This is a genomic window from Streptomyces coacervatus, from assembly GCF_029223485.1.
Taxonomy (GTDB): Bacteria; Actinomycetota; Actinomycetes; order Streptomycetales; family Streptomycetaceae; genus Streptomyces; species Streptomyces coacervatus.
Genome location: NZ_JARHTP010000011.1, coordinates 67,182 through 92,345, shown reverse-complemented (window position 1 = coordinate 92,345; position 25,164 = coordinate 67,182). Strand labels below are relative to the sequence as shown.

Annotated in this window: 17 protein-coding genes; 7 read left to right on the top strand and 10 right to left on the bottom strand. The window is 68.5% G+C overall.

From position 1 onward, the window contains the following. Positions 1–8: 8 nt before the first annotated feature. The 7 genes from P2Q00_RS26610 to P2Q00_RS26580 form a co-directional block, all read right to left on the bottom strand. Entirely contained in the window at positions 9–1,409 is a 1,401-nt protein-coding gene (locus P2Q00_RS26610; protein ID WP_275775311.1) for a hypothetical protein, read from the bottom strand. Between the two features lie 5 nt (positions 1,410–1,414). Then, complete coding sequence (locus tag P2Q00_RS26605; protein ID WP_275775310.1) at positions 1,415–2,401, bottom strand: hypothetical protein; 987 nt, start codon at positions 2,399–2,401, stop codon at positions 1,415–1,417. A 240-nt stretch (positions 2,402–2,641) separates the two neighbouring features. Continuing rightward, entirely contained in the window at positions 2,642–3,406 is a 765-nt protein-coding gene (locus tag P2Q00_RS26600) for a succinate dehydrogenase iron-sulfur subunit (RefSeq protein ID WP_275775309.1), read from the bottom strand. Beyond that, positions 3,406–5,160 (bottom strand): succinate dehydrogenase flavoprotein subunit, encoded by a 1,755-nt coding sequence (gene sdhA, locus P2Q00_RS26595; protein WP_275775307.1) that lies wholly within the window; start codon positions 5,158–5,160, stop codon positions 3,406–3,408. Before sdhA ends, P2Q00_RS26600 begins: the two co-directional genes overlap by 1 nt. Positions 5,161–5,182: 22 nt before the next feature. Further along, positions 5,183–5,665, bottom strand: coding sequence for a succinate dehydrogenase hydrophobic membrane anchor subunit (locus P2Q00_RS26590; protein WP_275775306.1), 483 nt, complete (start codon positions 5,663–5,665; stop codon positions 5,183–5,185). A gap of 5 nt (positions 5,666–5,670) precedes the next feature. Then, positions 5,671–6,051, bottom strand: a complete 381-nt coding sequence (sdhC, locus tag P2Q00_RS26585) for a succinate dehydrogenase, cytochrome b556 subunit (RefSeq protein WP_037884595.1) — start codon at positions 6,049–6,051, stop codon at positions 5,671–5,673. A gap of 191 nt (positions 6,052–6,242) precedes the next feature. Next, positions 6,243–6,794 (bottom strand): 2-oxo-4-hydroxy-4-carboxy-5-ureidoimidazoline decarboxylase, encoded by a 552-nt coding sequence (locus P2Q00_RS26580; protein ID WP_275775303.1) that lies wholly within the window; start codon positions 6,792–6,794, stop codon positions 6,243–6,245. 209 nt (positions 6,795–7,003) lie between these two features. Between P2Q00_RS26580 and P2Q00_RS26575 the strand changes: the two genes are divergently transcribed. The 3 genes from P2Q00_RS26575 (at position 7,004) to P2Q00_RS26565 (ending at position 9,894) form a co-directional block, all read left to right on the top strand. Next, positions 7,004–8,614, top strand: a complete 1,611-nt coding sequence (locus tag P2Q00_RS26575) for a beta-N-acetylhexosaminidase (RefSeq protein ID WP_275775684.1) — start codon at positions 7,004–7,006, stop codon at positions 8,612–8,614. 113 nt (positions 8,615–8,727) lie between these two features. Then, positions 8,728–9,231 (top strand): hypothetical protein, encoded by a 504-nt coding sequence (locus tag P2Q00_RS26570; RefSeq protein ID WP_275775302.1) that lies wholly within the window; start codon positions 8,728–8,730, stop codon positions 9,229–9,231. 96 nt (positions 9,232–9,327) lie between these two features. Further along, a complete protein-coding gene (locus tag P2Q00_RS26565) occupies positions 9,328–9,894 on the top strand; it encodes a hypothetical protein (protein WP_275775301.1) in 567 nt (188 codons plus the stop codon). A gap of 119 nt (positions 9,895–10,013) precedes the next feature. Here P2Q00_RS26565 and P2Q00_RS26560 read toward each other — a convergent pair whose 3' ends face one another. Then, positions 10,014–10,508, bottom strand: a complete 495-nt coding sequence (locus P2Q00_RS26560; protein ID WP_275775299.1) for a DUF1877 family protein — start codon at positions 10,506–10,508, stop codon at positions 10,014–10,016. A 167-nt stretch (positions 10,509–10,675) separates the two neighbouring features. On the opposite strand from P2Q00_RS26560, the gene P2Q00_RS26555 reads away from it, so the two are divergent. After that, positions 10,676–11,071, top strand: coding sequence for a hypothetical protein (locus P2Q00_RS26555; protein ID WP_275775298.1), 396 nt, complete (start codon positions 10,676–10,678; stop codon positions 11,069–11,071). Positions 11,072–11,122: 51 nt separating this feature from the next. Next, positions 11,123–12,595: an MFS transporter gene (locus P2Q00_RS26550; RefSeq protein WP_275775297.1), complete on the top strand. Its 1,473-nt coding sequence runs from the start codon at positions 11,123–11,125 to the stop codon at positions 12,593–12,595. Positions 12,596–12,614: 19 nt separating this feature from the next. Here the strand turns inward: P2Q00_RS26550 and P2Q00_RS26545 are convergent, their stop codons facing one another. Together P2Q00_RS26545 and P2Q00_RS26540 are read right to left on the bottom strand one after the other, a co-directional pair. Further along, complete coding sequence (locus P2Q00_RS26545) at positions 12,615–14,885, bottom strand: peptidoglycan recognition protein family protein (RefSeq protein WP_275775295.1); 2,271 nt, start codon at positions 14,883–14,885, stop codon at positions 12,615–12,617. Positions 14,886–15,010: 125 nt separating this feature from the next. Continuing rightward, positions 15,011–15,466 (bottom strand): hypothetical protein, encoded by a 456-nt coding sequence (locus P2Q00_RS26540; protein ID WP_275775294.1) that lies wholly within the window; start codon positions 15,464–15,466, stop codon positions 15,011–15,013. A gap of 333 nt (positions 15,467–15,799) precedes the next feature. On the opposite strand from P2Q00_RS26540, the gene P2Q00_RS26535 reads away from it, so the two are divergent. After that, on the top strand, positions 15,800–24,364 hold the full coding sequence (locus P2Q00_RS26535; protein ID WP_275775293.1) for a golvesin C-terminal-like domain-containing protein: 8,565 nt from the start codon (positions 15,800–15,802) through the stop codon (positions 24,362–24,364). Further along, positions 24,358–24,885 (top strand): SMI1/KNR4 family protein, encoded by a 528-nt coding sequence (locus tag P2Q00_RS26530; RefSeq protein ID WP_275775291.1) that lies wholly within the window; start codon positions 24,358–24,360, stop codon positions 24,883–24,885. Before P2Q00_RS26535 ends, P2Q00_RS26530 begins: the two co-directional genes overlap by 7 nt. Positions 24,886–25,164 lie beyond the last annotated feature (279 nt).

Sequence of the window (25,164 nt, the reverse complement as noted above, 5' to 3'; positions counted from 1 at the left end):
CGGCCTCCTCAACGGCTGTCGAGCGCGGAGCGCTCCGCGGGATGTGCGGCTATGGGTTGTCGTTTGTCTGCGGCGCCGTCGTGGCTGGTCGCGCCCCGCGGCGGAGCCGCATATCGATGCAGCCCCGCGCCCCTAAAAGCCAGGGCGTCGAGCGTGCTGGAGAGTGCCCAGTGGGCGATCAGTTCGCCGAGCAGGCGGCTCTCCTCCTCGGGGGTGATCAGCGAGGCGGCCCTGGCCTGGCCGAGGACCGCGAAGACGAGCGTGGGCGGTGCGGTGCGCAGTAGTGCGGGCCGGCGCACCCAGCGCCGGTAGCGCGACAGAAGCAGGGCGGGGGTGTGGCTGGAGCGGGGCATCAGGTCGGCCAGCCGGGCGCCGCTCAGCGAGGGCGGACGATGGCCCGCCAGCAGCCGGACGAAGCGGGGCATGGACCCTTCGAGGATCCCGGTCAGCCTGCGCAGTTCCCGCGGGGCGCGGTGCGGCGGATAGAGCGTGGCCCACAGCGCGCTCAGCTCCCCCCACTGGGGATGCGGGTACAGGGCGTCGCCCAGGGCGCAGCTGAGCCGGACCCTGATGTAGGGAAACGGGTGGGGGTCGTCGAGGGCCGGGGCGAGCACCAGCCGGCGCGGCAGACTCACCACGGCCATCAGACCCAGGGTGCCGCCGATGCCGAGCTTCCCCACGGCGAAGAGATCCGCGAGCACCTCGGAGAGGGTCAGCCCCCAGTAGCGGAAGGCCGTCCGCTCGGCCGCCGTACGGGCGTGCCGCTCGATGTCGTACAGCACGGGCCGCAGTGACCCCAGCAGCCCGAGCTGCGCGACCGCCTGATGCCCGACCTCGTGGACCAGCGAGGCGCCGATCCCGTATCCGACCATGCGTTCGCGCGGTATCCGGATCAGCGAGACCGGGCTGCGGCCGCCGCCGGGGATGCGGGTGTGCACCCGGCGGATCGCGCCGCCCGGGCCGCGGGCCAGGTAGCAGACGATGGGCGGCGGGTCGGCGAGCGGTGTGCCCGGTGTGGTGAGCGCGTCGACCGCCGCGACGTCGAGCCCGGCGAGCTGCACCCCGACGTCACGCTCGCTGCGCTGGGTGACCGCTTCCTGGAAGAGGTCGAAGTGGGTCAGTACGGAGTTGAACTCCCAGCGCAGCAACGAGAATTGATGCTGCTGCCACTCGGGGTCCCGCTCCCCGCCCGGCCCGTCCAGCCACTCCAGATACGCACCGACCCGTCCCCGGAGTCTGGCCCGCCCCTCCATGAGGAAGCGCTCGATCGCGCTCTGGGCGGCGGCGGACGGTGAGGCGGCAGGCACCATGGTCTCGTGCAGTGCGAACGGCGTGACCCGGTTCAGGCGGGTCAGCAGCGCGCGGGCCTCGCCTTCGAGCAGCGCGGTGGCTGCCGGCCGCAGGTCCATGGCGGTCAGGCCCCCATGATGACGATCTTGCGGCCCTGCCGGACCCAACGACCCGACCGGGCATGACCGTTGTGGTGCCCGCTGTGGTGGCCGTTGTGGGGCGTCCCCTCGGCATGCCCCCATCCCTCTTCCCGTGCGCGCCTCTCCTCCTCGGCGCGCCCCCACTCCTCCTCCTCTTCCTCTTCTTCGGCGTGTTCCCAGCCACGCTCCTCACCGAACTCGCGCTGCTCCTCCCGGTTCCCCCACTCCTCGTGCTGCTCCTCGCCCTGCCGCCACTCCTCCAGCCCGCGGGATCCACCCCACTCCTCCTTGGCAGCAGGGGCGTCCGGTGCCGCGGCCGGCTCTTCGACGCACGCGGGCACGGGGCCCGGCCAGTACCAGGGCGCCGGAACGGAGAAGGCCCGGAAGCGCCGGCCCACTCCCGGTGCATAGCGGCGTGCCGCGGAGTGGACGGCCTGCTGCGCCAGTGACCGCGGGGCCGCCCGGCGCGAGCCGAACGCCGCGTTCCGTGCGGCGGCACCGCTGAGCGCGACGAAGCGCCGGGCGGTCTCGAACTCGTACTCCTCGTGGTCGAGGCCCTCGCCCTCCACCTCGAACAGGTTGCTCGCCCAGCTGCCCGCCTTGGAGCCGATCGCGGTGCCGATGCCGGGGAGGATCGCCGACCCGACGGCGCCTCCGATGGCCGGCAGCGCCTGCTTGGCGACGTTCTTGAGGATGCCGCCGAGCTGTTTGCCGACCGAGGAACGCAGAAAGCCGCCGGCCTTCTTCGCCGCGGCCTTCAGCCAGTTGCCCAGGAACTGCTCCAGCTCCTCCTCGGAGGTGACCCCCAACAGCTCGGTGGCCAGCTGGACTTCCTCCTCCTCACTGAAGGGACTCTCCAGTGACTCGGGGACCCGCTCCTCGCGACGCTCCTCGCGGTACTCCTCGGCGCCGAACTCCTCTTCCTCTTCCTCCCGGTAACGCCTTCCGTATTCCTCTTCGTACGGCTGCATAGTGATCAGCCCCTCCCGGCCGTGAGCCGACGCGACCTGTCCGGACCCCTGAACCAGGGCCTGGAACAGCAACGTTGGCAGCGCACCGGGTACGGCGTCGCCAGGGACGGGCCTGGGGAAGACCCTGGGGCCGGCCACCCCAGGGTCCCTGGGGAGGCGTACGACTGAGGGCCCCGTCCCCGGAACGGATTCCGGGTGCGGGGCCCTCAGCGACGTACGAAAGACGTACGAAAAGGGAGATCAGAAGCGGCGCGTGATCAGCGCACGCTTGACTTCCTGGATCGCCTTGGTGACCTCGATGCCGCGCGGGCAGGCGTCCGTGCAGTTGAAGGTCGTGCGGCAACGCCACACGCCGTCACGGTCGTTGAGGATCTCCAGGCGCTGCTCGCCGGCTTCGTCGCGCGAGTCGAAGATGAAGCGGTGCGCGTTGACGATCGCGGCCGGGCCGAAGTACTGGCCGTCGTTCCAGAAGACCGGGCAGGAGCTGGTGCAGGCGGCGCAGAGGATGCACTTCGTCGTGTCGTCGAAGCGCTCGCGGTCCTCGGCCGTCTGGAGACGCTCGCGCGTCGGCTCGTTCGTGTCCTTCGTGATGAGGAAGGGCATGACGTCGCGGTACGCCTGGAAGAACGGGTCCATGTCGACCACGAGGTCCTTCAGGACCGTGAGGCCCTTGATGGGCTCGACCGTGATCGGCTTCTCGGGGTTGAGGTCCTTGATGAGGGTCTTGCAGGCAAGACGGTTCTTGCCGTTGATCCTCATCGCGTCCGAGCCGCAGATGCCGTGCGCGCAGGAGCGGCGGAACGTGAGAGTTCCGTCGACGTCCCACTTGATCTTGTGGAGGCCGTCGAGGACGCGCTCCTTGGGGTCGATCTCCAGCTGGAAGTCTTCCCACACAGCGTCTGCGGAGACCTCCGGGTTGAAGCGGCGGACCCGGAAGGTGACCGTGATGAGGTGCGAGGAGGCCGCGGCCTCCGCCTCCACCTTGTCCAGAACAGGGGTTGCCATCAGTACTTACGCTCCATCGGCTGGTAGCGGGTCTGGACGACCGGCTTGTAGTCGAGACGGATGGACTCGGTGCCGTCGTCGCCCACCTCGCGGTACGCCATGGTGTGGCGCATGAAGTTGACGTCGTCGCGGTTGGGGTAGTCCTCGCGGTAGTGACCGCCGCGGGACTCCTTGCGGGCCAGGGCGGACACGGCCATGACCTCGGCCAGGTCGAGCAGGTTGCCCAGCTCGACGGCCTCGAGGAGGTCGGTGTTGAACCGCTTGCCCTTGTCCTGGATCGAGACGTTCTTGTAGCGCTCGCGCAGCTCGGCGATCTTCTCGACCGCCGTCTTGATCGTCTGCTCGGTGCGGAACACCATGACGTTCGCGTCCATGGTCTCCTGCAGCTCGCGGCGGATGTTCGCCACGCGCTCGGTGCCGGTGGACGTACGCAGGTTCTCGATCTGCGAGACGACCTGCTCCGCCGGGTTCTCCGGGAGCTCGACGTACTCCGCCTTCTGGCTGTACTCCGCCGCCGCGATACCGGCCCGGCGGCCGAACACGTTGATGTCCAGCAGCGAGTTGGTGCCGAGGCGGTTGGCGCCGTGCACCGAGACGCACGCGACCTCGCCGGCCGCGTACAGGCCCGGGACGACCGTGGTGTTGTCGCTGAGGACCTCACCCTCGACGTTCGTCGGGATGCCGCCCATGGCGTAGTGCGCGGTGGGCTGGATCGGGATCGGGTCCGTGTACGGCTCGATGCCCAGGTAGGTCCGCGCGAACTCGGTGATGTCCGGGAGCTTCGCGTCCAGCTGCTCCGGCGGAAGGTGCGTCAGGTCCAGGTAGACGTGGTCGCCCTCGGGACCACAGCCACGGCCCTCACGGATCTCCGTGTAGATGGAGCGGGAGACGACGTCACGGGACGCGAGGTCCTTCATGACCGGCGCGTACTTCTCCATGAAGCGCTCGCCGTCCTTGTTGCGGAGGATGCCGCCCTCACCACGGGCGCCCTCCGTCAGCAGGATGCCCATGCGCCAGATGCCGGTCGGGTGGAACTGGAAGAACTCCATGTCCTCCAGCGGCAGCCCGCGACGGTAGACGGCGGCCTGGCCGTCACCGGTCAGGGTGTGCGCGTTCGACGTCACCTTGAAGAACTTGCCGGTGCCGCCGGAGGCGTAGATCACGGCCTTCGCCTGGAAGACGTGGATCTCACCGGTGGCCAGCTCGTACGCCACCACACCCGCCGACCGCTTCACGCCGTCGACCTCGGTGATCAGCTGGTCCAGGACGTAGAACTCGTTGAAGAACTCCACGCCCTCCTTCACGCAGTTCTGGTACAGCGTCTGGAGGATCATGTGGCCGGTGCGGTCCGCGGCGTAGCAGGACCGGCGGACCGGGGCCTCGCCGTGGTTGCGGCTGTGACCGCCGAAGCGGCGCTGGTCGATCGTCCCGTCGGGCGTCCGGTTGAACGGCAGGCCCATCTTCTCCAGGTCGAGGACCGAGTCGATGGCCTCCTTCGCCAGGATCTCGGCGGCGTCCTGGTCGACCAGGTAGTCACCGCCCTTGACCGTGTCGAAGGTGTGCCACTCCCAGTTGTCCTCCTCCACGTTGGCCAGCGCGGCGGCCATGCCGCCCTGCGCGGCGCCCGTGTGGGAGCGGGTGGGGTAGAGCTTGGTCAGCACGGCGGTGCGGCTGCGCTTCGTCGACTCGATGGCGGCGCGCATACCGGCGCCGCCGGCGCCGACGATGACGGTGTCGTACTTGTGGATCTTCATGGTGGTTGCCTCAGCCCCGTGCCTAGCGGATGTTCGGGTCGAAGGTGAAGATCACCAGCGTGCCCAGCAGGATGGTGAACACCGTGGCGGTGTAGAGCAGGCCCTTGAGCCACAGCCGGGTGTTCGCGCGCTCCGCGTAGTCGTTGATGACCGTGCGCAGGCCGTTGGCGCCGTGCAGCATGGCGAGCCACAGCATGAGGAGGTCCCAGACCTGCCAGAAGGGGCTCGCCCAGCGGCCGGCCACGAAGGCGAAGCCGATCTTCGACACGCCGCCGTCCAGCACCAGCTGGATCAGCAGGTGGCCGAGGACGAGGACGACCAGCACGATGCCGGACAGGCGCATGAAGAGCCAGCCGTACATCTCGAAGTTGCCCCGGGTCGACTTCGGGGTCTTCCTGGTCCGCTTACGCGGGGCCTCGATGAGGGGCGCCGGGTTGTCGACGTTGTGAACGGAGGCGCCCTCGACGGGGCCGATCCCGGACGCGGTGGTTTCAGTGGTGGCCATCGGTCTCAGCTCCCGAACAGTTCACGAGCGGCGTGGCCGAGGACGGGGTAGATCGCCCCGAGCATCAGCACGACCCACAGGCCTACGACGGACCAGAGCATCTGCTTCTGGTAGCGCGGGCCCTTCGACCAGAAGTCGACGGCGATGACGCGCAGGCCGTTCAGTGCGTGGAAGAGGATGGCGGCGACGAGGCCGTACTCCAGCACAGCGACGATCGGGGTCTTGTACGTGGCTACGACCTTGTCGTAGTCCTCGGGGGAGACACGGACGAGAGCGGTGTCCAGCACGTGAACGAACAGGAAGAAGAAGATGAGGACGCCGGTGACTCGATGAGCCACCCAGGACCACATTCCTTCCCGGCCGCGGTACAGCGTTCCAGCCGGCACGGAAGTCCCTCCGGGAGCGGGGATTGGGGCCGCGCCGGCTTGTGCTGTCGGTCGGGCCCGGCCGGGTACGGTCCACCGGCCCCCAGCATGTTAGCCAGCCGCTGGCTTGGCGCTTACAGCGGGCCTACCGGTGTGATCAAAGTGGCACGCGTATGGGTTAGTGTTTGCGGCTTCTGGGGTGGGGTGTCCTGTTATTTGCCGGGTGCGGGTTGTGTTGGGCTGGTCGCGCAGTTCCCCGCGCCCCTGAGGAGGTGGGTCAGCCGTCCCCTTGCGAGGCGCCGGAGCTCCTCTGCCGCAACCACCCGTTCCTCTTCCGGGTCGTTCGTCAAACGTGACCGGATTCCTGCCAATACGTGGTCCAGGGTCTCGTTCGGGGAGAGGTCGTCCAGACAGATCACGAAGGCGTGGCCGAACTTTGCCTCGTATGCCGCGTGGGCTGCGCTCAGGGCCGTGTAGGCGATCGCATACGTCTTGTCCGGCAATGTCGGCAGTGTCTCGCCTGCCAGGGCTTCCGACAGGTCCGTCGGAGACAGGTCGTACGCCGCCTCGTCCGATGCGGCGAGGAGGGAGTCGATGTCCGGGTAGGGGCGGTGATCTGCCACCCGGTGGGCCCAGCGGAGGCTGCGGAGGCAGTCCAGGAGGAGGTTGCGGGCCTCCTCCGCGGGGGCGATGTTGAAGGCGTCCAGGATGGTGGGCAGCGCCGGTATGGCGGCGACTCGGCCAGGAAGGTGTGTGGGCGTCACGTGTGTTTCGGCAGAGGATGCTGTGAGAGATGTGGTTTCACGTTATCGAGAATGGGCGTGACGTGTCCGACGGATGCCCGAATTTCACCCGCAAGGGAGACTTTCGGGACGCGTGGTGGACGCTTCATGTTGCCCTTGGGCCTTAGGTTGACGCTGTGAGCCAGCACAGGCGCCGGTCTCCGGCGCAGAACGCGAAGCAGCAGCGGCGCATGATCATCGCGGGTGCGTTCGCCGGGACGGTCGCGCTCGGGATCGGCCTGGGGTTCTGGGCCTCCGGCGACGACAGCGGGCCGGCCGGGTCGGCGCAGCAGCAGTCGCCCTCCGCGGGCGGGTCAGGGGCGGCGCCCACCGGCTCGCACGGTCAGAGCCCGACGCCGACGCCGACCCGTTCGTACGCCCTGTCGAAGGCACCCCGGACCATCCCCGCCGTGCGCTCCCACACCGCGGCTCGCGGGCCCGGCTGGCGTCCGGTGCGTGGCGAGCGCGTCGTCGTGGACGACGCCGGGCTGGCCGACGAGGGGCGTCTGATCGCCGGTGAGCTGGGGCTGACGTACGCGGGTGAGAAGAGCGACGTGCAGGCCGGGGACGTACGGCTGGCGCTGAACGACGGCGCGGGGGCGAACCCGGAGTCGTATGCGATGACCGTGCGCGGTGGGCGGGTGAACATCAGCGGGCCGACGGATGCCGGGGTGTTCTACGGCACGCGGACGCTGAAGCAGGAGGTGCACGGCGGGGGCACGGCGCCCGAGGGGGTCGTGCACGACCAGCCGGCGAAGGCGGTGCGCGGGTTCATGCTGGACATCGCGCGCAAGCACTTCACCGCCGGGTGGATCGAGGACCGGGTGCGGGAGCTCGGCGATCTGAAGTTCAACCAGCTGGGGCTGCACTTCTCCGACGACCAGGGGTTCCGGATCGAGTCCGACACGCATCCCGAGGTCGTGTCGCGGCAGCATCTGACCAAGGCCGAGGTGAAGCGGATCGTCGATCTCGCCGCCGGTCGGCACATCACCGTCGTGCCCGAGATCGACTCGCCCGGGCATCTGGGGGCCGTCATCGCCGCCCATCCCGAGCTGCAGCTGCGCAATGCTCAGGGGGTGGCGGCGAGCGGGGCCGTCGACATCTCCAAGCCGGCCGCCGCGAAGATTGTCGATGACTTGCTCAATGAGTACGCCGGACTGTTCCCCGGCAGCCAGTGGAATCTCGGCGGTGACGAGTACCGGGCGCTGATGGTGTCCAACCCCTCCGCCTCCTATCCGCAGCTGGCCGCCGCCGCTGTGAACAAGTACGGGTCGGGCGGGACCGTCTCCGACCTCACCACGGGGTGGCTCAACGACCGTGCCGACACGATCCGGGCCCACGGCCGGACCATGCGGGTGTGGAACGACGGCTTCTTCCGGGGGACGTCCGTGCAGCCCGCCAAGGATCTGCAGGTCGGGTACTGGACCGGCAAGGAGATCGGCGCGCGGCAGCCGGTGGAGTATCTGAGCGCCGGGCGCAAGGTCATCAACTACAACGACGAGTTCCTGTACTACGTCCTCGGGCAGCCGAACAGGTTCTTCTATCCGACCGGACAGCGGATCTACGAGCAGTGGACCCCGCTCGTCGTGCGCGGCACGCAGGCGGTCTCGTCGAGGTACGACGGGCAGATCCTCGGCGGGTCCTTCGCCGTGTGGTGCGACCTCGCGGGCTCGCAGACGCAGGACCAGGTCGCGGCCGGGATCCGGATGCCCCTGCGGGCGACGGTCCAGAAGCTGTGGGACCCGGGGCGGCCGGGGCTGTCGTGGACGCAGTTCAAGGCGCTGGCCGGGAAGCTGGGCTGAGCGCGCCCGGACGCCGGAACGCCCGGGCCTCTTGGCCGATACGGCTGCGAACTGTCGTACGACTGTGGTGTATTCGGCGCGAGCCGAAGCCGACACAGCCGTGGGGGGCCGGGATGGGCTACTGGGGGTATTTCGTCGTGGGACGCAGTGAGCGGCCGCTTGCGGAGCTCGACGCGCTGGCGGGGGCGAAGGGCATGGCGCAGCGGTCGGAGGCGGCCGCCGGCTGGCAGGTCTGGGAGTACCCGAACGGGGAGGGCGAGGTCGGGAACATGAACGTCCTCGCCGGGGAGACCGCGGCGCCCGCGCTCTTCGGGTACGTCATGGACAGCGACTGCGTGGTCGTGGAGGCGGCGGCGCCCGAGAGCGGGGCGTGGACGACGTGTCTGGGGCGGGCCGCGATGGCCGGGTATCTCGGTGCCGCGAACGAGGGGCTCACGCTGGAGGACTACTTCCTGGAGCCGCGTGACGCCGCCGACCGGGCGGTCGCCTGGGCCGCCGAGGCGGGGCACGACGTGGACGCCGGGCCGTTGCTCGAAGTTCTGACTGCCGACGCCGATCCGTTGGCCGAAAAACTCTTTTTCCGTCTGCTCGACCGGCTGGGCGTGGTACCGCTGTGACACTCACGGTGCGTCGCACGCAGTAAGGGGAAGTGCGGGCTCCGTAAGGGAAGAGCCCTGCTGGGCCTTTTACGGGACCCGCAGAAGGAGGCGTGGATGAGCCTGGTGGAACTGATCGCTCAGGCCGACGAACGCGGACTGGCCGCGAGCGGGTTGGCTTGTTTGGATCGGTGTGTGCCCCTGCTGGGCGGCGACGACGAGATCCTGCGGCCCCTGTGGGCCAACCTCGCGGACTCGGGCGACGTCGGCGAGTGGGGTGCGCGGCTGGAGCACGCGCGGCTGAAGCTCGGCGGGCCCGAGGAGTACGACGAGTCCGTCGAGGACGAGGCCGCGTTGCTGGCCCGGCGGATGCTGGCGGCGGCGCCGGTCGACCGGGCCGCCGCTCAGGTGCGGGTGTGGGCCGACGCCTGCTCCGTCGCTGCGCTGCAGATACATCGGCTGCTGGATCCCATGGATGATCCGGGGGCCTCTGTCGACTCCCGGCGGGAGGGGCGTACGGAGGGGATTTCGCCGCTTGTTGCCGCGGAGCTTCGGCGACAGGTCACCGTTCTGGAGCTGCTTGCCGGGCATGGTTCTGCCGGATTGCGGCAGGCGCTGGAGGTGTCCGGTGAGGGGCGGCGAGTGTTGCGGGCTGTTGTCTCGCGGAGGGCTCGCCGAAGGTAGTGCCGCTTTGGGTTGTTTGGCGGGTGCGGGTTTGTTGTGGTTGCTCGCGCCCACGCGGCGGAGCCGCAAATCGATGCAGCCCCGCGCCCCTAAAAGCTAAAAGCTGCGCCCTGGGGTTTTCAGCGCAGTAGACGTTTCACCACCGCATCGCCGTACTCGGCCGTGTTCGTGTAGAACGCCGTGAGGTCGCGGTGGGTCGAGGTGAAGAGGGCGTGTGTCTCCTGTTCCATGTCGGGGCCGCCGTAGCGGGGGAGCAGTTCGTCGCGGGCTCGGTGCCACAGGGTCTCGATGTCGGCCGAGATGAGGTACACGGCGACACGGGCCGTCTGGGCCGCGGTCAGGAGTAGGAAGGGCGGTTCTTCGGGGTCCTGGTGGGGGACCGGGCGGCCGCCGAGGATCACGTGGGACTGCGGGCTGTCCTTCGTCCGGTGCGGGGGTGTTCCCGCGTAGAGGACGTCGTGGTCGGCGTAGTGGTGGTCCAGCATCTCCTCCCGGTGGCGGTCGATCCGTCGGCGCACGGTGTCCCAGTCGTCCTCGAACAGCCGTTGCAGCCAGTTCGCGCTGTTGCGCAGGGCCGAGGGCGGCACCGCGCGGAGATGGAAGTACAGGCTCATCAGTGAGAGGAGCGCACGGAAGGGGCGAAGCGTCACTCCCGGGCAGAACGCCCACCTGAGGGAGGACTGTGACTGTCCTGCGGTGGCCGTGGGGCGGTACTGCGCCGGTCTCGGGAACTCCCGGGAAATCACGTGACGGATGGCCCGCCGACGCCGCTCCTGTGTATGTGACTACCTTCCACGAGACCAGGCCGAACGCGGCGACGAAGCCCGTGCGGTGGGCGGCGGACGCGGTCGCGGCGATGCGCGAGGGAGCGCGGCTGCGCCTCGACTACTCGGCGCAGAGCCTGTGGCGCGTCGACCGGATGATCGAGGGGATACGGCAGGAGGGGGCGCCGTACGCCGCGGTGGAGAGCGTGTTGCGCGGCTTCGGGGCCTACGCCGGTGAAGTGATCGTCCGTCAGGCCGGCGCCGAGTGGTGGGCGACCGGCGGCGACCACTGGATACGCACCCCGGACGGCCGGATGTGGGACCCCATCGACGAGGCCCGCCGCTGTTTTCACGGGGACGGATCGCTGCGGCTGCTGTGCCGGGACGCCACCCTCGCGGCAAAAACACCGTAATAAGAGACGCTGCCGTTCCCAAAATGGAGGGGGTGGGCGCACGATGGGGTCATGGCTGACAACCGTCGTTGGTGGGCTCTGGTCGTCATCGCACTGGCTCAGTTGATGGTCGTCCTCGACATGACCATCGTGAACATCGCCCTGCCGTCCGCGCAGGCCGCACTGCACATGTCGGACGGGAACCGGCAGTGGGTCATCACCGCCTACACCCTGGCCTTCGGCGGGCTGCTGCTGCTCGGCGGCCGGGTCGCCGACCTGGTCGGCCGCAGGAACACCTTTGTGATCGGACTGCTCGGCTTCGCCGCCGCCTCCGCGCTGGGCGGGGCCGCGGTCAACTCCGGGATGCTGTTCGGCGCGCGGGCCCTGCAGGGCGTGTTCGCCGCGCTGCTCGCGCCGTCCGCGCTGTCGCTGCTCGCGACGACGTTCACCGACCCCAAGGACCGGGGGAAGGCCTTCGGCATCTTCGGCGCGATCATCGGCGCGGGGGCAGCCGTCGGTCTGCTCGCGGGCGGGTTCCTCACCCAGTACCTGAACTGGCGCTGGTGCCTCTACGTCAATGTCCCCATCGCCCTGGTCGCCTTCTTCGGCGCACTCGCCCTCCTCGCGCCCGGCGAACGCCACCCGGGCGGCCGTCTCGACGTGCCGGGCGCACTCCTCGGCTCGGCCGGAATGCTCTCGCTCGTCTACGGCTTCTCCGAGGCGGAGTCCAGGGGCTGGCGCGACGGGCTGGTGCTGACGCTGCTCGCGGGCGGGGTCGTACTCCTCGCGGCGTTCGGGCTGTGGCAGACGCGGGCCCGGGTGCCGCTGCTGCCGATGTCGGTGGTGAAGGACCGTCAGCGGGTCGGCGCCTTCCTGACGACGCTGCTCGTGACCATCGGCATGTTCGGCGTGTTCCTGTTCCTCACCTACTACATGCAGGGCGTTCTGGGATATTCGCCGGTCAAGACGGGTGTCGCCTATCTGCCCATCACCGCCGGGATGATCGTCGGCTCGACCCAGATCGCGGCCCGGGGCCTCAACAAGGTGCCGCCGCGGCTGCTGATGGTGCCGGGGCTGCTGGTTGCGGCGGGCGCGCTGGCGATCATCGCCCAGGTGGGGACCGAACCGGCCTACGCCTCGCACATCCTGCCCGGCATGCTGATGCTCGGGCTCGGCATGGGTACGGCCATGATGACGTCCGTGTCGCTCGCCACCGGGAGCGTCGCGCCGCGTGACTCGGGTGCGGCCTCCGCGACCTTCAACACCGCCCAGCAGGTGGGTGGTTCGATCGGTACGGCGCTGCTGAACACCATCGCCGCGACGGTGACGGCGCGGTATCTGACGGCGCATGCGGGGCCGGGGGTCGATCCGCGGTCGTTGCAGGCGGAGGCGAGCGTGCACGGCTTCAACGTCGCCACCTGGTGGGCGATGGGCTCGCTGCTGCTGGCCGCGACGATCGCGGGAGTGGTCGTGAACGCGGACCGGGCGCCCACCCCGCAGACTGCGCAGGAGCGGACGCCCGAACCGGTGGACACGACCTCGTGAGCGGCTACTTGATGTCGACCTACTTGATGTAGACGAGGCCGTCCGTCGTGACCGTCGGGCGGCCGCTGGTGCCGACCACCACGATCTTCACGGTGTGCTTGGCGCTGCTGGACCAGGTCTTCGTCCAGATCGCCTGGCGGTACTGGGTCGTTGACGACATCAGGTCGACCGTCGTGACCTTGACGCCGTCGACGTAGACGTACGCCTGGCCGGAGGTGGACGCCCGGGACACCACCCAGGAGGCGGACCGGCCCGTGAAGGTCCACGTCAGGCTCGCGCCCTTCGAGCCGCTGGAGTACGACTTCCCGCCCAGGTAGCTGGTGGACGAACGGGCCGTCCAGCTGCCGGACTTGGTGGCCGAGGTCTCCTGCAGGATCACCGGGGTGAAGGACGCGGACGACGTACCGGTGTTGCCCGCGTAGTCGTACGCCTTCATCGACCAGGTGCTCGCCGTGCCGGAGCCCGCGGTGCGGCTGGAGCTGGTGGTGGTCGGGCCGAAGGTGGCCGTCGTCGGGGTCAGCAGGCTCACCGACTTCAGGGCGGCGTTGTCGGCCGCCTTCCAGCCGAGGGTGACCGGGACGGCGGTGGTGTTGACCGTGCCGGTGCGCAGGGAGAGCTTCGGGGCGGTGGTGAAGGTCGGTGCGGTCGTCTCCGCGACGACGTTCACGGCGGCGGTCGTCGTGGTCTTGCCGGACTGGTGCACGGCCCGTACGGCGACGGTGTGGGTGCCCGCGGCGAGGGTCGTGCCGACCGAGGTGGACGTGCCCGAGGCGGTGGCGGCGACCTTGCCGTCCACCAGCAGCTCGAACTTGGAGATCAGCGAACCCGGCGTGGTCGTCGACCACTTCGCCGTGACGGCGCCCTTGGTGTAGTACGTCGAGCCGGACAGGCCCGCACCGGACAGCGAGGTCAGCTTCAGGCCCTGCACCGGGCCCGACGCCCAGGCGCGGACGGTGGGCAGCTGGGCGTAGAGCGAGCTGCCCGGGCACTGGGTGTTGTAGCCGTCGCGGTGGCCGGAGACCCGGTTGAAGGTGTACGAGCTGCCGGCGGTGAAGCTGGTGCCGAAGTAGTTCGTCTGGGTCGCGCCCGCCTTGAGCTGCACGGTGGTGGCGGGGTCGGCGTTGTACTGGCCGAGCTTCCAGGCGGCTATGCGCGCGACCGACTCCAGGGCCGCGTCGGTGGCGCCGGTGGTGGTGTAGTCACCGAGCACCGCGATGCCCGCCGACTCGCGGTTCCAGCCGTAAGTGTGGGCGCCGAGCACCGGCAGGTCGACGCCGCCCTTGCGGCCCTCGAAGATCGTGCCGCACTTGTCGACCAGGAAGTTGTAGCCGATGTCGTTCCAGCCGTTGGTCTGCGTGTGGTACGCGTAGATGCCCCGCACGATCGACGCCGAGTCCGCGCAGGAGTAGTCGTTCGTGCCGTCCGTGTGGTGCACGAAGACGGCCTTCACATCGGCGTTGTAGTCCGACGGGTCGGGGCTCAGCGACTCGTCGGCGCCCCAGCCGGCGCGCGAGACGATCGGCGGCTCGGGCACGGTCGACGGCGGCGCGGTGGGCGTGGTGGCCGTCGGGCTCGGGGACGTGCTGCTCGACGTCGAGGGCGAGGCCGAAGCGGACGCCGAGTCGCTCGGGGACGCCGAGGTGCTGTCCGTGGGCGAGGCCGTGGCGCTGTCGCTCGGGGACGCGGAGTCGCTGGGCGTCACCGAGTCGGTGGGCGTCACGGAGTCGGTCGGCGACGCGCTGTCGCTGGGGGTCACGTCCGCCACGAACGCGGCCGGCTCGGCCTGCTTCTGCTCCGCGGCGGTCGCCACCCCGGGGTCGACCAGGTTGACCTCCAGCCCCTTGGGCAGACCGGAGCTCGTGGAGCCGTCCTTGTGGACGACCTGGACCTGGACACCGTCGGAGGGGCCGACCCACAGCGGCTCGGACGCACCGCGCGCGTCGGCGCCGGCCTCCGGGTCCTGAAGCGGGTCGACGTTCGCCTCAAGGTTCTGCCAGTCGGTCCACTTGCCGGTCCCGGCGTCGCGGGTGCGCACCTGGGCCGTCCCGTGCAGCCGCTTGGTGGCGCCCGTCCAGGAGACGCCCAGCATCGAGAACTGCTTGGTCTCCGTGCGCGGCAGCTCCCGCTTGCCGCTCCCGGCGCTCTGCAGCGCCAGGTCCCAGACCCTCACCGGCCGCTTGGCCTGTCCCTCGGTCCCGTGGCCGGAGGACGGACTGGCGACCGCGTACGTCACCACGCCACCGCCGCCCAGGACCACCGCCCCGATCGTCAGCCACGCCCGTCTCTTCATGCTCAGCGGTCTGTACGCACGCGTACCGCGAGGACTCAACTACCCCACCCCTAGAAAAAGACCATGACTGCCACACCTGTCACAGCAGGTGGCACTTACACACAGCGTTCTGCTCTGGCCAAACGTCACTCGGCGGTCGCCGTCGCCGTCGCCGCAGCCTCGGGCGAGGCCGGCTCGCTCTGGCAGGTGGCGCGCCCGTACCGCCCGTAGGCGGAGGCGGCCTGTACATGCCTGCCGTCGACGGCGAGGGAGCAGCCGGCCCGGCCGCCCTTCTCGCCGAGCGTGATGGCGACGAGGGGCGCGTGGCCGAGGGGCACGCGCACCGTCCTCCGCCACGGCAGCTGTGCCGCACGGGCGACCGAGGCCTGTTTGCCGCCCGACTCGTAGCTGATGTCCGCCTTGCCCTCGCCGGTCACCTCGTAGGTGACGGCGGCCGTCGGGACGTCCGGCTTCTTCGGTGCGTCCGGTGTGTTCAGGACGCCGTACAGGACGAGCCCGCCGCAGGCCGCGACCACGGCCGCGGCGATGCCCAGCCCACGCCGGTCCAGGCCCGCGGTGGATTCCTTTTCGGTCGATGGCATCGGCTTCGGCTTTCGGCTCGGAGGCATTGAGAGGCATTACGAAGCCGGGTTTATAGCGCACAGAAGACGCACAGGCCAGCGGGCGGAGGAAACGGACGAACCATCAACTGTCCGATTACTGCCTGCTGTTGACACCGATCCGGTTGCCTGATTACAACTCGGGCCGCCACAAAGCAACTTCAAAGAATCCGGCCGGGACCCCCGTCCGGAAGTTCGGCGTGCCCGCATTCCGGGGGCGCCGCCTACGAAAGGGCATTGGACGTGAAAGTCCGATACGGGAGAGCAATCTCCTGCCTTGTCGTGTCTGCGGTAGTGACAACTGCATTGCCGCAGATGGCCTATGCCGCCTCGGATTCCGGGGGAGGTGGCGGCAAGGGAATCGTCGACACGGTCAAGGGCTGGTTCTCCGACGACGACGGCCCGAAGCTCGACAAGCCGCCGTCCCACGACGAGCTGGACGTGGCCGACCGGCAGAAACTGCCGAGGGGCAAGAAGGCGCCCAAGGCCCACCGGGTCAAGGAGTTGAAGAGCAGGCGCACGGCGAGTGCCCGCTTCTGGCAGTTGTCGGACGGCCAGGTGCAGGCGGAGCTGTCCGCGCTGCCGACCTCGTACCGGGACGCCGGGACCAGGTCCTGGAAGCCCATCGACACCTCGGTCCGGAAGTCGAGGACCAAGGGCTACGAGTTCGCCAACACCACGAACAACGGCCGCAGTTGGTTCGGCGGGGGCAGTGACCGGCTGGTCCGCTTCCAGTCGCCCGACGGCCGCTCCGTCAGCCTCGGCCTCGACGGTGCGAGCCGCGACCTGAAGCCGACGGCCAAGGGCTCCACCGTCACGTACAAGGATGCGACACAGGGCGCCGACCTGCAGTACGCCGTCGGCCCCGGCCGGGTGAAGGAGAACATCACCCTCTCCGAACGCCCCGCCGCCCCGCTGAAGTTCACCTTCACGCTGGACACGCACGGTCTCACCCCGAAGGCCCGGCGGGACGGCTCGATCGCGCTGTACGGCGAACTGCCGCACACGCCCGAACTTGTCATCCCCGCGCCGTACATGACGGACGCGAAGAAGGCCGACAGGTCGGTCTTCGGGAAGACCTACAGCACCAGGGTCACCCAGAAGCTCACCCGGGACGGCAGGTCCTGGAAGCTGACGGTCACCCCGGACACCAAGTGGCTGGCGGCCAAGGAGCGCCAGTACCCGGTCGTCATCGACCCGACGATCACCATCGCGCCCTCGCCGACCGACTCCCAGGACACGATGGTCCTCTCGGACCAGGCGTCGACGAACTTCAACACGACCTGGAAGCTGTCGGCGGGCAAGACCGACACGGGCACCGCCCGCTCACTGATCAAGTTCCCGCTGAGCGAGATCCCCTCGGGCACGAAGATCGACTCCGCGCGCCTGGAGATGTACTTCGACCAGGCGCACACCACCAACGCCAACGATGTCACCATCGGCGCCTACCGGGCGACCGGCGCCTGGGACGAGTCGACGGCGACCTGGTCCAACACCAGCTCCCTGGTCGGCGAGCTGTCCGGCACCACCGTCCAGGTGGACGACGGGGACTCGGGCACCACGGCGTCCGTCGGCAGCTGGCCCTCCACCAGCTCCTCGTCCGGCATCGGCTCCGACTACCGCTCCAACAAGGACTCGGTCGCCGGTGACACGTACACCTGGCAGCCGAAGCTCCCGGAGACCGCCTCCTACCGCGTCGACGCGCACTACGTCGCGGGCAGCGACCGGGCGACCAACGCCCCGTACACGGTGACCGGCAAGGACGGCACCACGACGTACACGGTGAACCAGCAGTCGGGCACGGGCGGCGTGTGGTCGTCCCTGAACGGCGGCTCGCAGATCAACTTCTCCGCGGGCACGACCGGCAAGGTCGTCCTCGGCGACGGCCCCGCCTCCGCGTCCACCGCGGTCGTCGCGGACGCGGTGCGCTGGGTGAACCCGGCGTCGATCGTCAAGAACGTCGGCGAGTACAACCAGTGGCACAAGTTCCCGGTCACGGACACCGTCCAGCAGTGGCTCGACGGCACGTCGACGAACAACGGCTTCGTCCTCAAGGCCACGGACGAGTCGTCCACCGCCCCGACCGGCGGCCCCCGCTACGAGTCCGGTGACGGCGACTACGGCGGCGAGACGGCGACGATCCCCCGCCTCACGGTCACGTACGGCAAGGTCGGCACCGCCCTCGACTCGCCGACCGTGGTGCACTCCACCGGCCCGGAGCTGAGCTGGCCGGCGTACACGAACACCACCGGCGACTCCGGCTACGACATCGCCGAGTACCAGCTGCACCGCTCCACGCAGCAGGTGTTCACGCCGTCCGCGGCGACCCTGGTGGCCCCGATCGACAAGTCGGCGACGGCGTACACGGACACCACCGCGACCCCGACACCCGACTCCTCCTCGGTGGAGATCGGCCGGTCGTACTACTACCAGCTCGCGGTGAAGACCAAGAATGGCCAGCTCCTCGGCTCCCCGACCCGCATCGTCGGCGTCCCGAAGGCCGGCCGCACCATGCGCCTGATCCAGGGCACCTCCGGCGTCACGGACACCACCCTGTCCTCCGGCCAGCCGACCACGAACGAGGACACCATCTCCTCCTTCGGCGTCGGCCAGAAATGGCTGGAGGTCGGCAACAACTCCACCACCTACGGCAAGGCCCGCGCCGCCCTGAAGTTCACCACGTCGAGCATCCCGACCACGGCCACCGTGCTGGAGTCGCGCCTGTTCATGTGGGGCGCGGAGACGACCACCGGCACCAACGGTGCGATCTACGAACTCCACGGCCTGAACAAGGACTTCAACGAGACACAGGCCACCTGGAACAACGCCGCGACCGGCACGGCCTGGACGACGGCGGGCGGCGACTACTCCGGCACGGTGTCGGACACCGTCGCCTCGGTCTCGGAGGTGGGCCGCCACTGGTGGGACGCGACCTCGCTGACCCAGGGCTGGATCAAGACGCCGACCTCCAACCACGGCGCCCTGGTCAAGCTGAAGGACGAGACGACCACCGGCCCGCAGGAACGCACCCTGTTCCTCGCGTCGGAGGCCGCCGACCCGCAGCTCGGCCCGCTGCTGCGCGTGATCTACGTCGACTCCACCACCGACGACACGTACTACGCGCCGCAGACCCCGGCCCGCATGACCCCCAACTCCACCTACACGGTGAACTTCACGGTCACCAACACCACGAGCTCCGCGTGGGCGAGCGGTGAGCGGGTCCTCTCGTACACCTGGAAGCTCCCGGACGGCACGGACGTGACGACCGGCGGCAACCAGCTGTCGACGGCGATCCCGGCGCTCAACCCCGGCCAGTCGGCGACGATCCAGGCGCAGGTCGCCACGCCGATCAATTCCGACTCGGGCAGCAAGCGCACGGACTACGTGCTGGGCTGGGACGTCAAGAAGGTCTCCGACGGCAGCTGGCTGTCGGTGACGAACACGTCGATCCCTCCGCTCAAGCAGAACGTGGCGGTCGAGGACCCGACCTCGGACTCGCTGGGCCTGGAGAAGTTCTACTCGTACACCGGGAAGAACACGGGCGCCGGCTCGACCGTGATGAACAACCTCGCCTCCGGCAACACGGTGTGGTCGTACAACGCGTTCACGAACCCGGGCCGGGGTATAACGACCTTCGCGCGCTTCTCGTACAACTCGCTGGACACGAGCGACACCGTCTCGGGCGCGGGCTGGTCCGCTCAGCTCGCCGGGCCCGTCCGCCTCGGCGCACCGCTGGACTTCCACCCGAACCCGAACCCGACGGAGATCCGTCTCCCGGACGGCGACGGCACCACGCACGTCTTCACCAAGCAGGCGGACGGGAGTTGGAAGGCCCCTGCGGGCGTCCACTACCGCATCACGATGAAGACGGGCCTGGACTGCACCCCGGACAAGGACCCGGTGCCGGACGCGTGGACGCTGCTGCGGCCGGACGGCACGCGGTTCTACTTCGGCTGCGACGGCTATCTGACGTCGGCCGTCGACAAGAACGGCAACACGCAGACGTACACGTACGAGGAACGCAAGTCCAACAACAAGCCGACCAAGTTCCTGCAGTACATCACCGACCCTGCGGGCCGTCAGTCCCTCACGGTCGACTACTACAAGAAGGGCGACGCGTCGTACGACTACATCGACGACACGGGCGCCAAGGTCACCGGCACCAATCTGACCAACTCCAAGATCTACGACCACCTGAAGTCGGTCACCGACATCTCGGGCCGCAAGATCTCCTTCTTCTACACGACCAAGGGCCTGCTCGGTCGGTTCACCGACGGCGACGGCTCGTCCCAGCCGAAGGTCTTCAAGTTCACCTACGACGCCACCCAGGGCAACAAGAACGTCAAGCTGGTGACGGCCACCGACCCGCGCGGCCACGACACCAAACTGGCGTACTACGCGCCGCAGACCGGTGACGATCCGAAGTACCACTGGTGGACGAAGACGATCACGGACCGTCTCAACGGTGACACCGGCTTCGCCTACGCGGCCGACACCGCGAACACCAAGTTCACCGACACCACGGTCACGGATGCCGAGACGCACGCCACGAAGTACGTGACGGACGACTTCGGCCGCCCGGTCCAGACGACGAATGCCAAGTCCCAGACGTCGAAGATGTCGTGGGACGCGGACAACAACGTCACGTACCTGGAGGAGGACAACGGCGCCAAGACCGCGTACTGCTACGACCAGAAGACGGGCTACCCGCTCTGGAAGCGCGACGCGGAGAACAACAAGTCGGGCGTGCCCGACCAGACGACCACCTGCGTCTCGGACACCACCAAGTGGCCGGTCAACGCGTCGAAGTACGAGTACCAGACCCGCGCGGACGGCTTCTCGGCCGACCTCTTCCGTAAGACCTCTCCGGAGGGCCGCGCCTGGCAGTTCGGCTACGACAGCTTCGGCAACCTGAAGACGGTCACCGACCCCAAGGGCGTCGCGACGACCACGGCGGGTGACTACACCACGTCGTACGACTACGACTCCTACGGCGAGCTGACCAAGGCGACGGACGCCGACGGCAACCCGACGACGTACAGCGATTTCGCGCCGGTCGGCTACCCGGACACCATCACGGACGCGCTGAACAAGGCGACCACTTACGCCTACGACGAGCGCGGCCAGGTCACCCAGGTCACCGATGCGCTGGGCAAGAAGACCACGCAGACGTACGACACGTACGGGCGTCCGCTGGTCAAGACGGTGCCCAAGGACCAGGCGGCCGGTGTCCTGATCACGACCCCCGCGCCGGCGTACGACGCCAACGACAACGTCACCACCTCCACCGCTCCCAACGGTGCGGTGATGACGGCGGCGTACGACTCCGGGGACCAGATGGTCTCGTCGACGGACCCCACGGACACCCCGACCGGCCCGGAGCGCAGGACCGACTACACGTACGACAAGGTCGGCAACCTGAAGTCGACGACCGAGCCCAAGGGCACGGCGACGACGACGGACACCACCGACTACGTCACCCACCACAACTACGACGAGATCTACCAGCTCACCTCGGTGGTCAACTCCGGCGGAGACAAGATCTCCTACGAGTACGACGACGTCGGCAACCTCGTCACGGTCGTCGACCCGAAGAAGAACGCGACCGCCGACACCACCGACTACACCAGCAAGACCGCCTACGACCTGGACCACCGGGCCGTAACGGTCACCGACGCGCTGGGCAAGTCCAGCTCGCGCACCTATGACAAGGACTCGCTCGTCGTCGCCAGCAAGGACGCCGAGAACAACCAGACCCTGATCACCTACGACGAGCGGGGCAAGCAGACCGAGGTCAAGATCCCGCACGAGGGCACCACGACACGGTCGACGAAGTACGAGTACGACCAGGTCGGCAACACCACGAAGGTGATCACTCCGCGCGGTGCGGAGACGGCGACCGCCGACGACTTCACCTCCCGTACCGAGTACGACGCGCTGAACCGCCCGGTGAAGCAGTTCCAGCCGTACGACCCGGCGGACGGCCGCTACAACGACCCGAACGTCTACACGGAGACGTCCTACGACGCGGTGGGCCGGGTCTCCAAGACCTCGATGCCGCCGTCCGAGGGCCAGACGGTCCGCAGTGACACCACGTACTCGTACTTCGACAACGGCTGGACCAAGTCGTCGACGGATCCGTGGGACATCGTCACCACCTACGACTACAACGAGCTGGGCCGGCAGACCGCCCGGACCCTCACCTCGGCGGGAGGCTCCTCCAACCGCACGATGAGCTGGTCGTTCTACCCGGACGGCAAGCTGAAGTCGAAGACGGACGACGGTGTGCCGGTCGGCAGCGCGGTCCCGCTCGTCGACAACTCCGACACCCAGAACACCAGCTCCACCGGCACCTGGACCCATGCGAGCCTCCCCGGCCAGCAGGGCTACGACCACCAGGTGCACGCCGCCGGCACCGGGACGGACTCGTTCACCTGGACGCTGAACATCCCCAAGGACGGCACCTACACGGCCTATGTGAAGTACCCCCAGGTCAGCGGCGCTGCGACGACCGCGAAGTACACGGTCACCAAGTCCGACGGCACGACCACGGACGTGATCCGGGACCAGAACACGGCCCCGGGCACCTGGGTCAGCCTCGGCTCGTTCACCCTCACCCAGGGCAACGCGGCCAAGCTCCAGCTGTTCCAGAACAGCGCAGGCGCGGTCGTCGCCGACGGCGTCAAGCTCGTCCGCGACAACTCGGCCGACACGGACAACGAGAAGCACTCCTTCGCCTACGCCTACGACGTCAACGGCAACCTGACGTCGATCGACGACACCTCCCCCGGTGCGCAGATCGATGCCTACACCATCGCCTACACCGGCCTGGACCAGATCCAGAAGGTCACCGAGGCGCTGGCGGGCCAGGAGAAGAAGTCCACCTCCTACACCTACGACGCCAACAGCCAGCCGGAGACGGTCACCCACCCCGACCAGTTCTCCAGGTACACCTACGACGCGCGTGATCTGACCGACACGATCTCGGTCGGCAAGTCGCCCACGGACACGTCTCCCAAGGTCACGTCGTACACCTACACCGACCGAGGGCAGGTCCTGCGGGAGACCAAGAACAACGGCAACACGGTCGACAACACCTACTTCCTCGACGGTGTGCTCAAGACCACCGCGGAGAAGAAGGCCGACGGCACCCTGGTGGCCTCGCACATCTACACCTACGACGCCAACGGCAACCAGACGCAGGACGTCGCGAGGAAGATGAACGCCGACAACCACTCGGCGTACCTCGACTCCACCACCAACGACACCTACGACCCGGTCGACCGGCTCAAGCAGTCGGTCAAGACCGGCAACGGCGCGTCGACCGACACGTACGTCCACGACGACAACTCCAACGTCGTCAGCCAGACGGTCGAGGGCACGTCCACGGCCTTCACCTATGACCGCAACCGGCTGCAGAGCGCGTCCGTCGCGGGTACGGCGTTCCAGTACAACTACGACCCGTTCGGCCGCCAGGAGTCGGTCACCAGCAACGGCACGGTCGTCGGGCGCAGCGTGTACGACGGCTTCGACCATGTCGTCGAGTCCCAGAAGATGGACGGGACCGGCGCGATGAAGTCGACGAAGTACACCTTCGACCCGCTCGATCGCACCCTGTCCAAGACCGCCGACGGCAAGACCACGGACTACGAGTACCTGGGCCTCTCCGGCGAGGTCCTGGACGAGAAGGTCGCCGGCCAGCTGTCCAAGTCCTTCCAGTACAGCCCGTGGGGCGAGCGCCTGTCCCAGGTCAAGCAGAACACCGACGGGACGACCGAGGACACCTACTACGGCTACAACAACCACACCGACGTCGAGACGCTGACCGACAAGAACGGCGACACCAAGGCCACTTACGGCTACACCGCCTACGGCAGCGACGACACCTCGGAGTTCACCGGCATCGACAAGCCCGACGCCCAGAACCCCACCAAGGAGGACTACAACCCCTACCGCTACAACGGCAAGCGCTGGGACGCCCAGTCCGGCACGTACGACATGGGCTTCCGCGACTACAGCCCGGGCCTCAACCGCTTCACCACCCGGGACATGTACACCGGCGCGCTGGCCGACATGGGCCTCGGTGCCGACCCGTTCACCGGAAACCGCTACGCCTTCGGTGGCGGCAACCCGGTGAGCAACGTCGAAATGGACGGCCACTTCTTCGGCATCGACGATGCGATCGAAGGCGCCGCCGCGGTCGTCGTGGTCGTCGCGGTGGTGGCGTACGCGGCCGCGACCGACAAGGACGTGTCGGACTCCCTCAACTCCGCCTTCGACTCGATCACGTCGAGCATCCAGGACCTCTTCAACAGCGACGACGAACCGGAGCCCGAACCGGAGCCGGCTCCCCGGTCGCGTCCTGGTCCCCTGCCCGGCGACTCGAACAACAAGCAGCGGTGTGACAGCGAGCCCAAGTCATCCCGATTCCAGTACCAGCCGCTGGACGGGGAGGGCCGTTCCCAGGGGGCGACCGCGCTGATCTGCCCCAGCGACTACAAGCCCAAGGGGGCGAAGAGGTCCACCAGTAGCAAGGTGGACGTCTACGGCTTCCCGGACCCGGCGCAGAACAAGGACCTGAACGGAGACCCCATTTTCCACCGCTCGCACATCCTCGGGGACAAGATGGGCGGCGACTGGGTCTCGGAGAACCTCTTCACCGGGTTCGGGCGCCAGAACACCAGTGGTATGCGGCGTTGCGAGACCAAGATGGAGAAGCAGCTCGCGGCCGGAAAGTGGGTCCAGTACACAGGGAAGCTCAACTACAGTCACTCCACGGGAATACCGGACAGCATCACCATGTCCGCCTACACCGAGGACGGGCCATTGTTCACCAACGTCGTGGTTCAGAACAGCATGGATTGGCAGACGACATGCTGAGGGTCGAAGAGCTGGAGGCCGCGCTTCCGTCGATGACGCAGTGGCGTGTGCCGGCGGGGCGTAGCGTGGACTGGACTGCCCTCGAAGCGGACCTGGGTACGGCGCTGCCGTCCGACTACCGGTCCCTGGCGGAGGCGTATCCGGCACTGGTCGTCGACGACTTCCTCTTCGTGTCCGTTCCGCGGCCCGGGGTCGAGACGTCGTGGGCGTCCGGGGCCAGGGAGTCGGCCGAGATCCTCCAGGATCTGTACGAGATGGGCGACACCGAGGACTACGTCCCCTATCCGCGGCCCGGTGGTCTATTGCGTTGGGCGGAGTCCAATGAGGGGGACTACCTCTACTGGAGGATGAGCTCACCCGACCCGGACTCCTGGCCCGTGGTGGTGCGTGGAGCCAACGGCGACTGGTCGGAGTTCCCGGTCGGTGCCGTGGAGTTCCTGGCCGGCGTGTACCGGCGGACCATCGACGTGCCGGGCCTGCCCGAGGGCTTCCCGAGTGACGACCCGAAGGTAGTGGCCTGACCGCACCGACTGATCGGTAACTGATCCGCAGGCACATGTGAACAGCGATCGCCCCCAGGGTTCCTGGGGGCGATCGTCATGGTGCGCCCAGCATGGGCGAGCGATTGGGAGTTCTGCGAGAGGCGACCAGGGCGCAGTCACGAGGACCGCCGTGCCGCTGACTCGCATCCAGCGCGAGAGAGTCGCACCCGATGCGAGTCGGAGTCGTTGACGGTGCCGGATCTGCTGGTCGGCCGAGAGCACAAGATCGTCCCTTGGCGCCAACGGCCGTTCCGTTGT

Excerpts from the sequence above, each read along its gene's own strand:
- P2Q00_RS26610 (WP_275775311.1), bottom strand. The coding sequence starts at position 1,409 with ATGGACCTGCGGCCGGCAGCCACCGCGCTGCTCGAAGGCGAGGCCCGC.
- P2Q00_RS26605 (WP_275775310.1), bottom strand. The coding sequence starts at position 2,401 with ATGCAGCCGTACGAAGAGGAATACGGAAGGCGTTACCGGGAGGAAGAG.
- P2Q00_RS26600 (WP_275775309.1), bottom strand. The coding sequence starts at position 3,406 with ATGGCAACCCCTGTTCTGGACAAGGTGGAGGCGGAGGCCGCGGCCTCC.
- sdhA (WP_275775307.1), bottom strand. The coding sequence starts at position 5,160 with ATGAAGATCCACAAGTACGACACCGTCATCGTCGGCGCCGGCGGCGCC.
- P2Q00_RS26590 (WP_275775306.1), bottom strand. The coding sequence starts at position 5,665 with ATGGCCACCACTGAAACCACCGCGTCCGGGATCGGCCCCGTCGAGGGC.
- P2Q00_RS26575 (WP_275775684.1), top strand. The coding sequence starts at position 7,004 with ATGATCATCGCGGGTGCGTTCGCCGGGACGGTCGCGCTCGGGATCGGC.
- P2Q00_RS26570 (WP_275775302.1), top strand. The coding sequence starts at position 8,728 with ATGGGCTACTGGGGGTATTTCGTCGTGGGACGCAGTGAGCGGCCGCTT.
- P2Q00_RS26565 (WP_275775301.1), top strand. The coding sequence starts at position 9,328 with ATGAGCCTGGTGGAACTGATCGCTCAGGCCGACGAACGCGGACTGGCC.
- P2Q00_RS26560 (WP_275775299.1), bottom strand. The coding sequence starts at position 10,508 with ATGAGCCTGTACTTCCATCTCCGCGCGGTGCCGCCCTCGGCCCTGCGC.
- P2Q00_RS26550 (WP_275775297.1), top strand. The coding sequence starts at position 11,123 with ATGGCTGACAACCGTCGTTGGTGGGCTCTGGTCGTCATCGCACTGGCT.
- P2Q00_RS26545 (WP_275775295.1), bottom strand. The coding sequence starts at position 14,885 with ATGAAGAGACGGGCGTGGCTGACGATCGGGGCGGTGGTCCTGGGCGGC.
- P2Q00_RS26540 (WP_275775294.1), bottom strand. The coding sequence starts at position 15,466 with ATGCCATCGACCGAAAAGGAATCCACCGCGGGCCTGGACCGGCGTGGG.
- P2Q00_RS26535 (WP_275775293.1), top strand. The coding sequence starts at position 15,800 with ATGGCCTATGCCGCCTCGGATTCCGGGGGAGGTGGCGGCAAGGGAATC.
- P2Q00_RS26530 (WP_275775291.1), top strand. The coding sequence starts at position 24,358 with ATGCTGAGGGTCGAAGAGCTGGAGGCCGCGCTTCCGTCGATGACGCAG.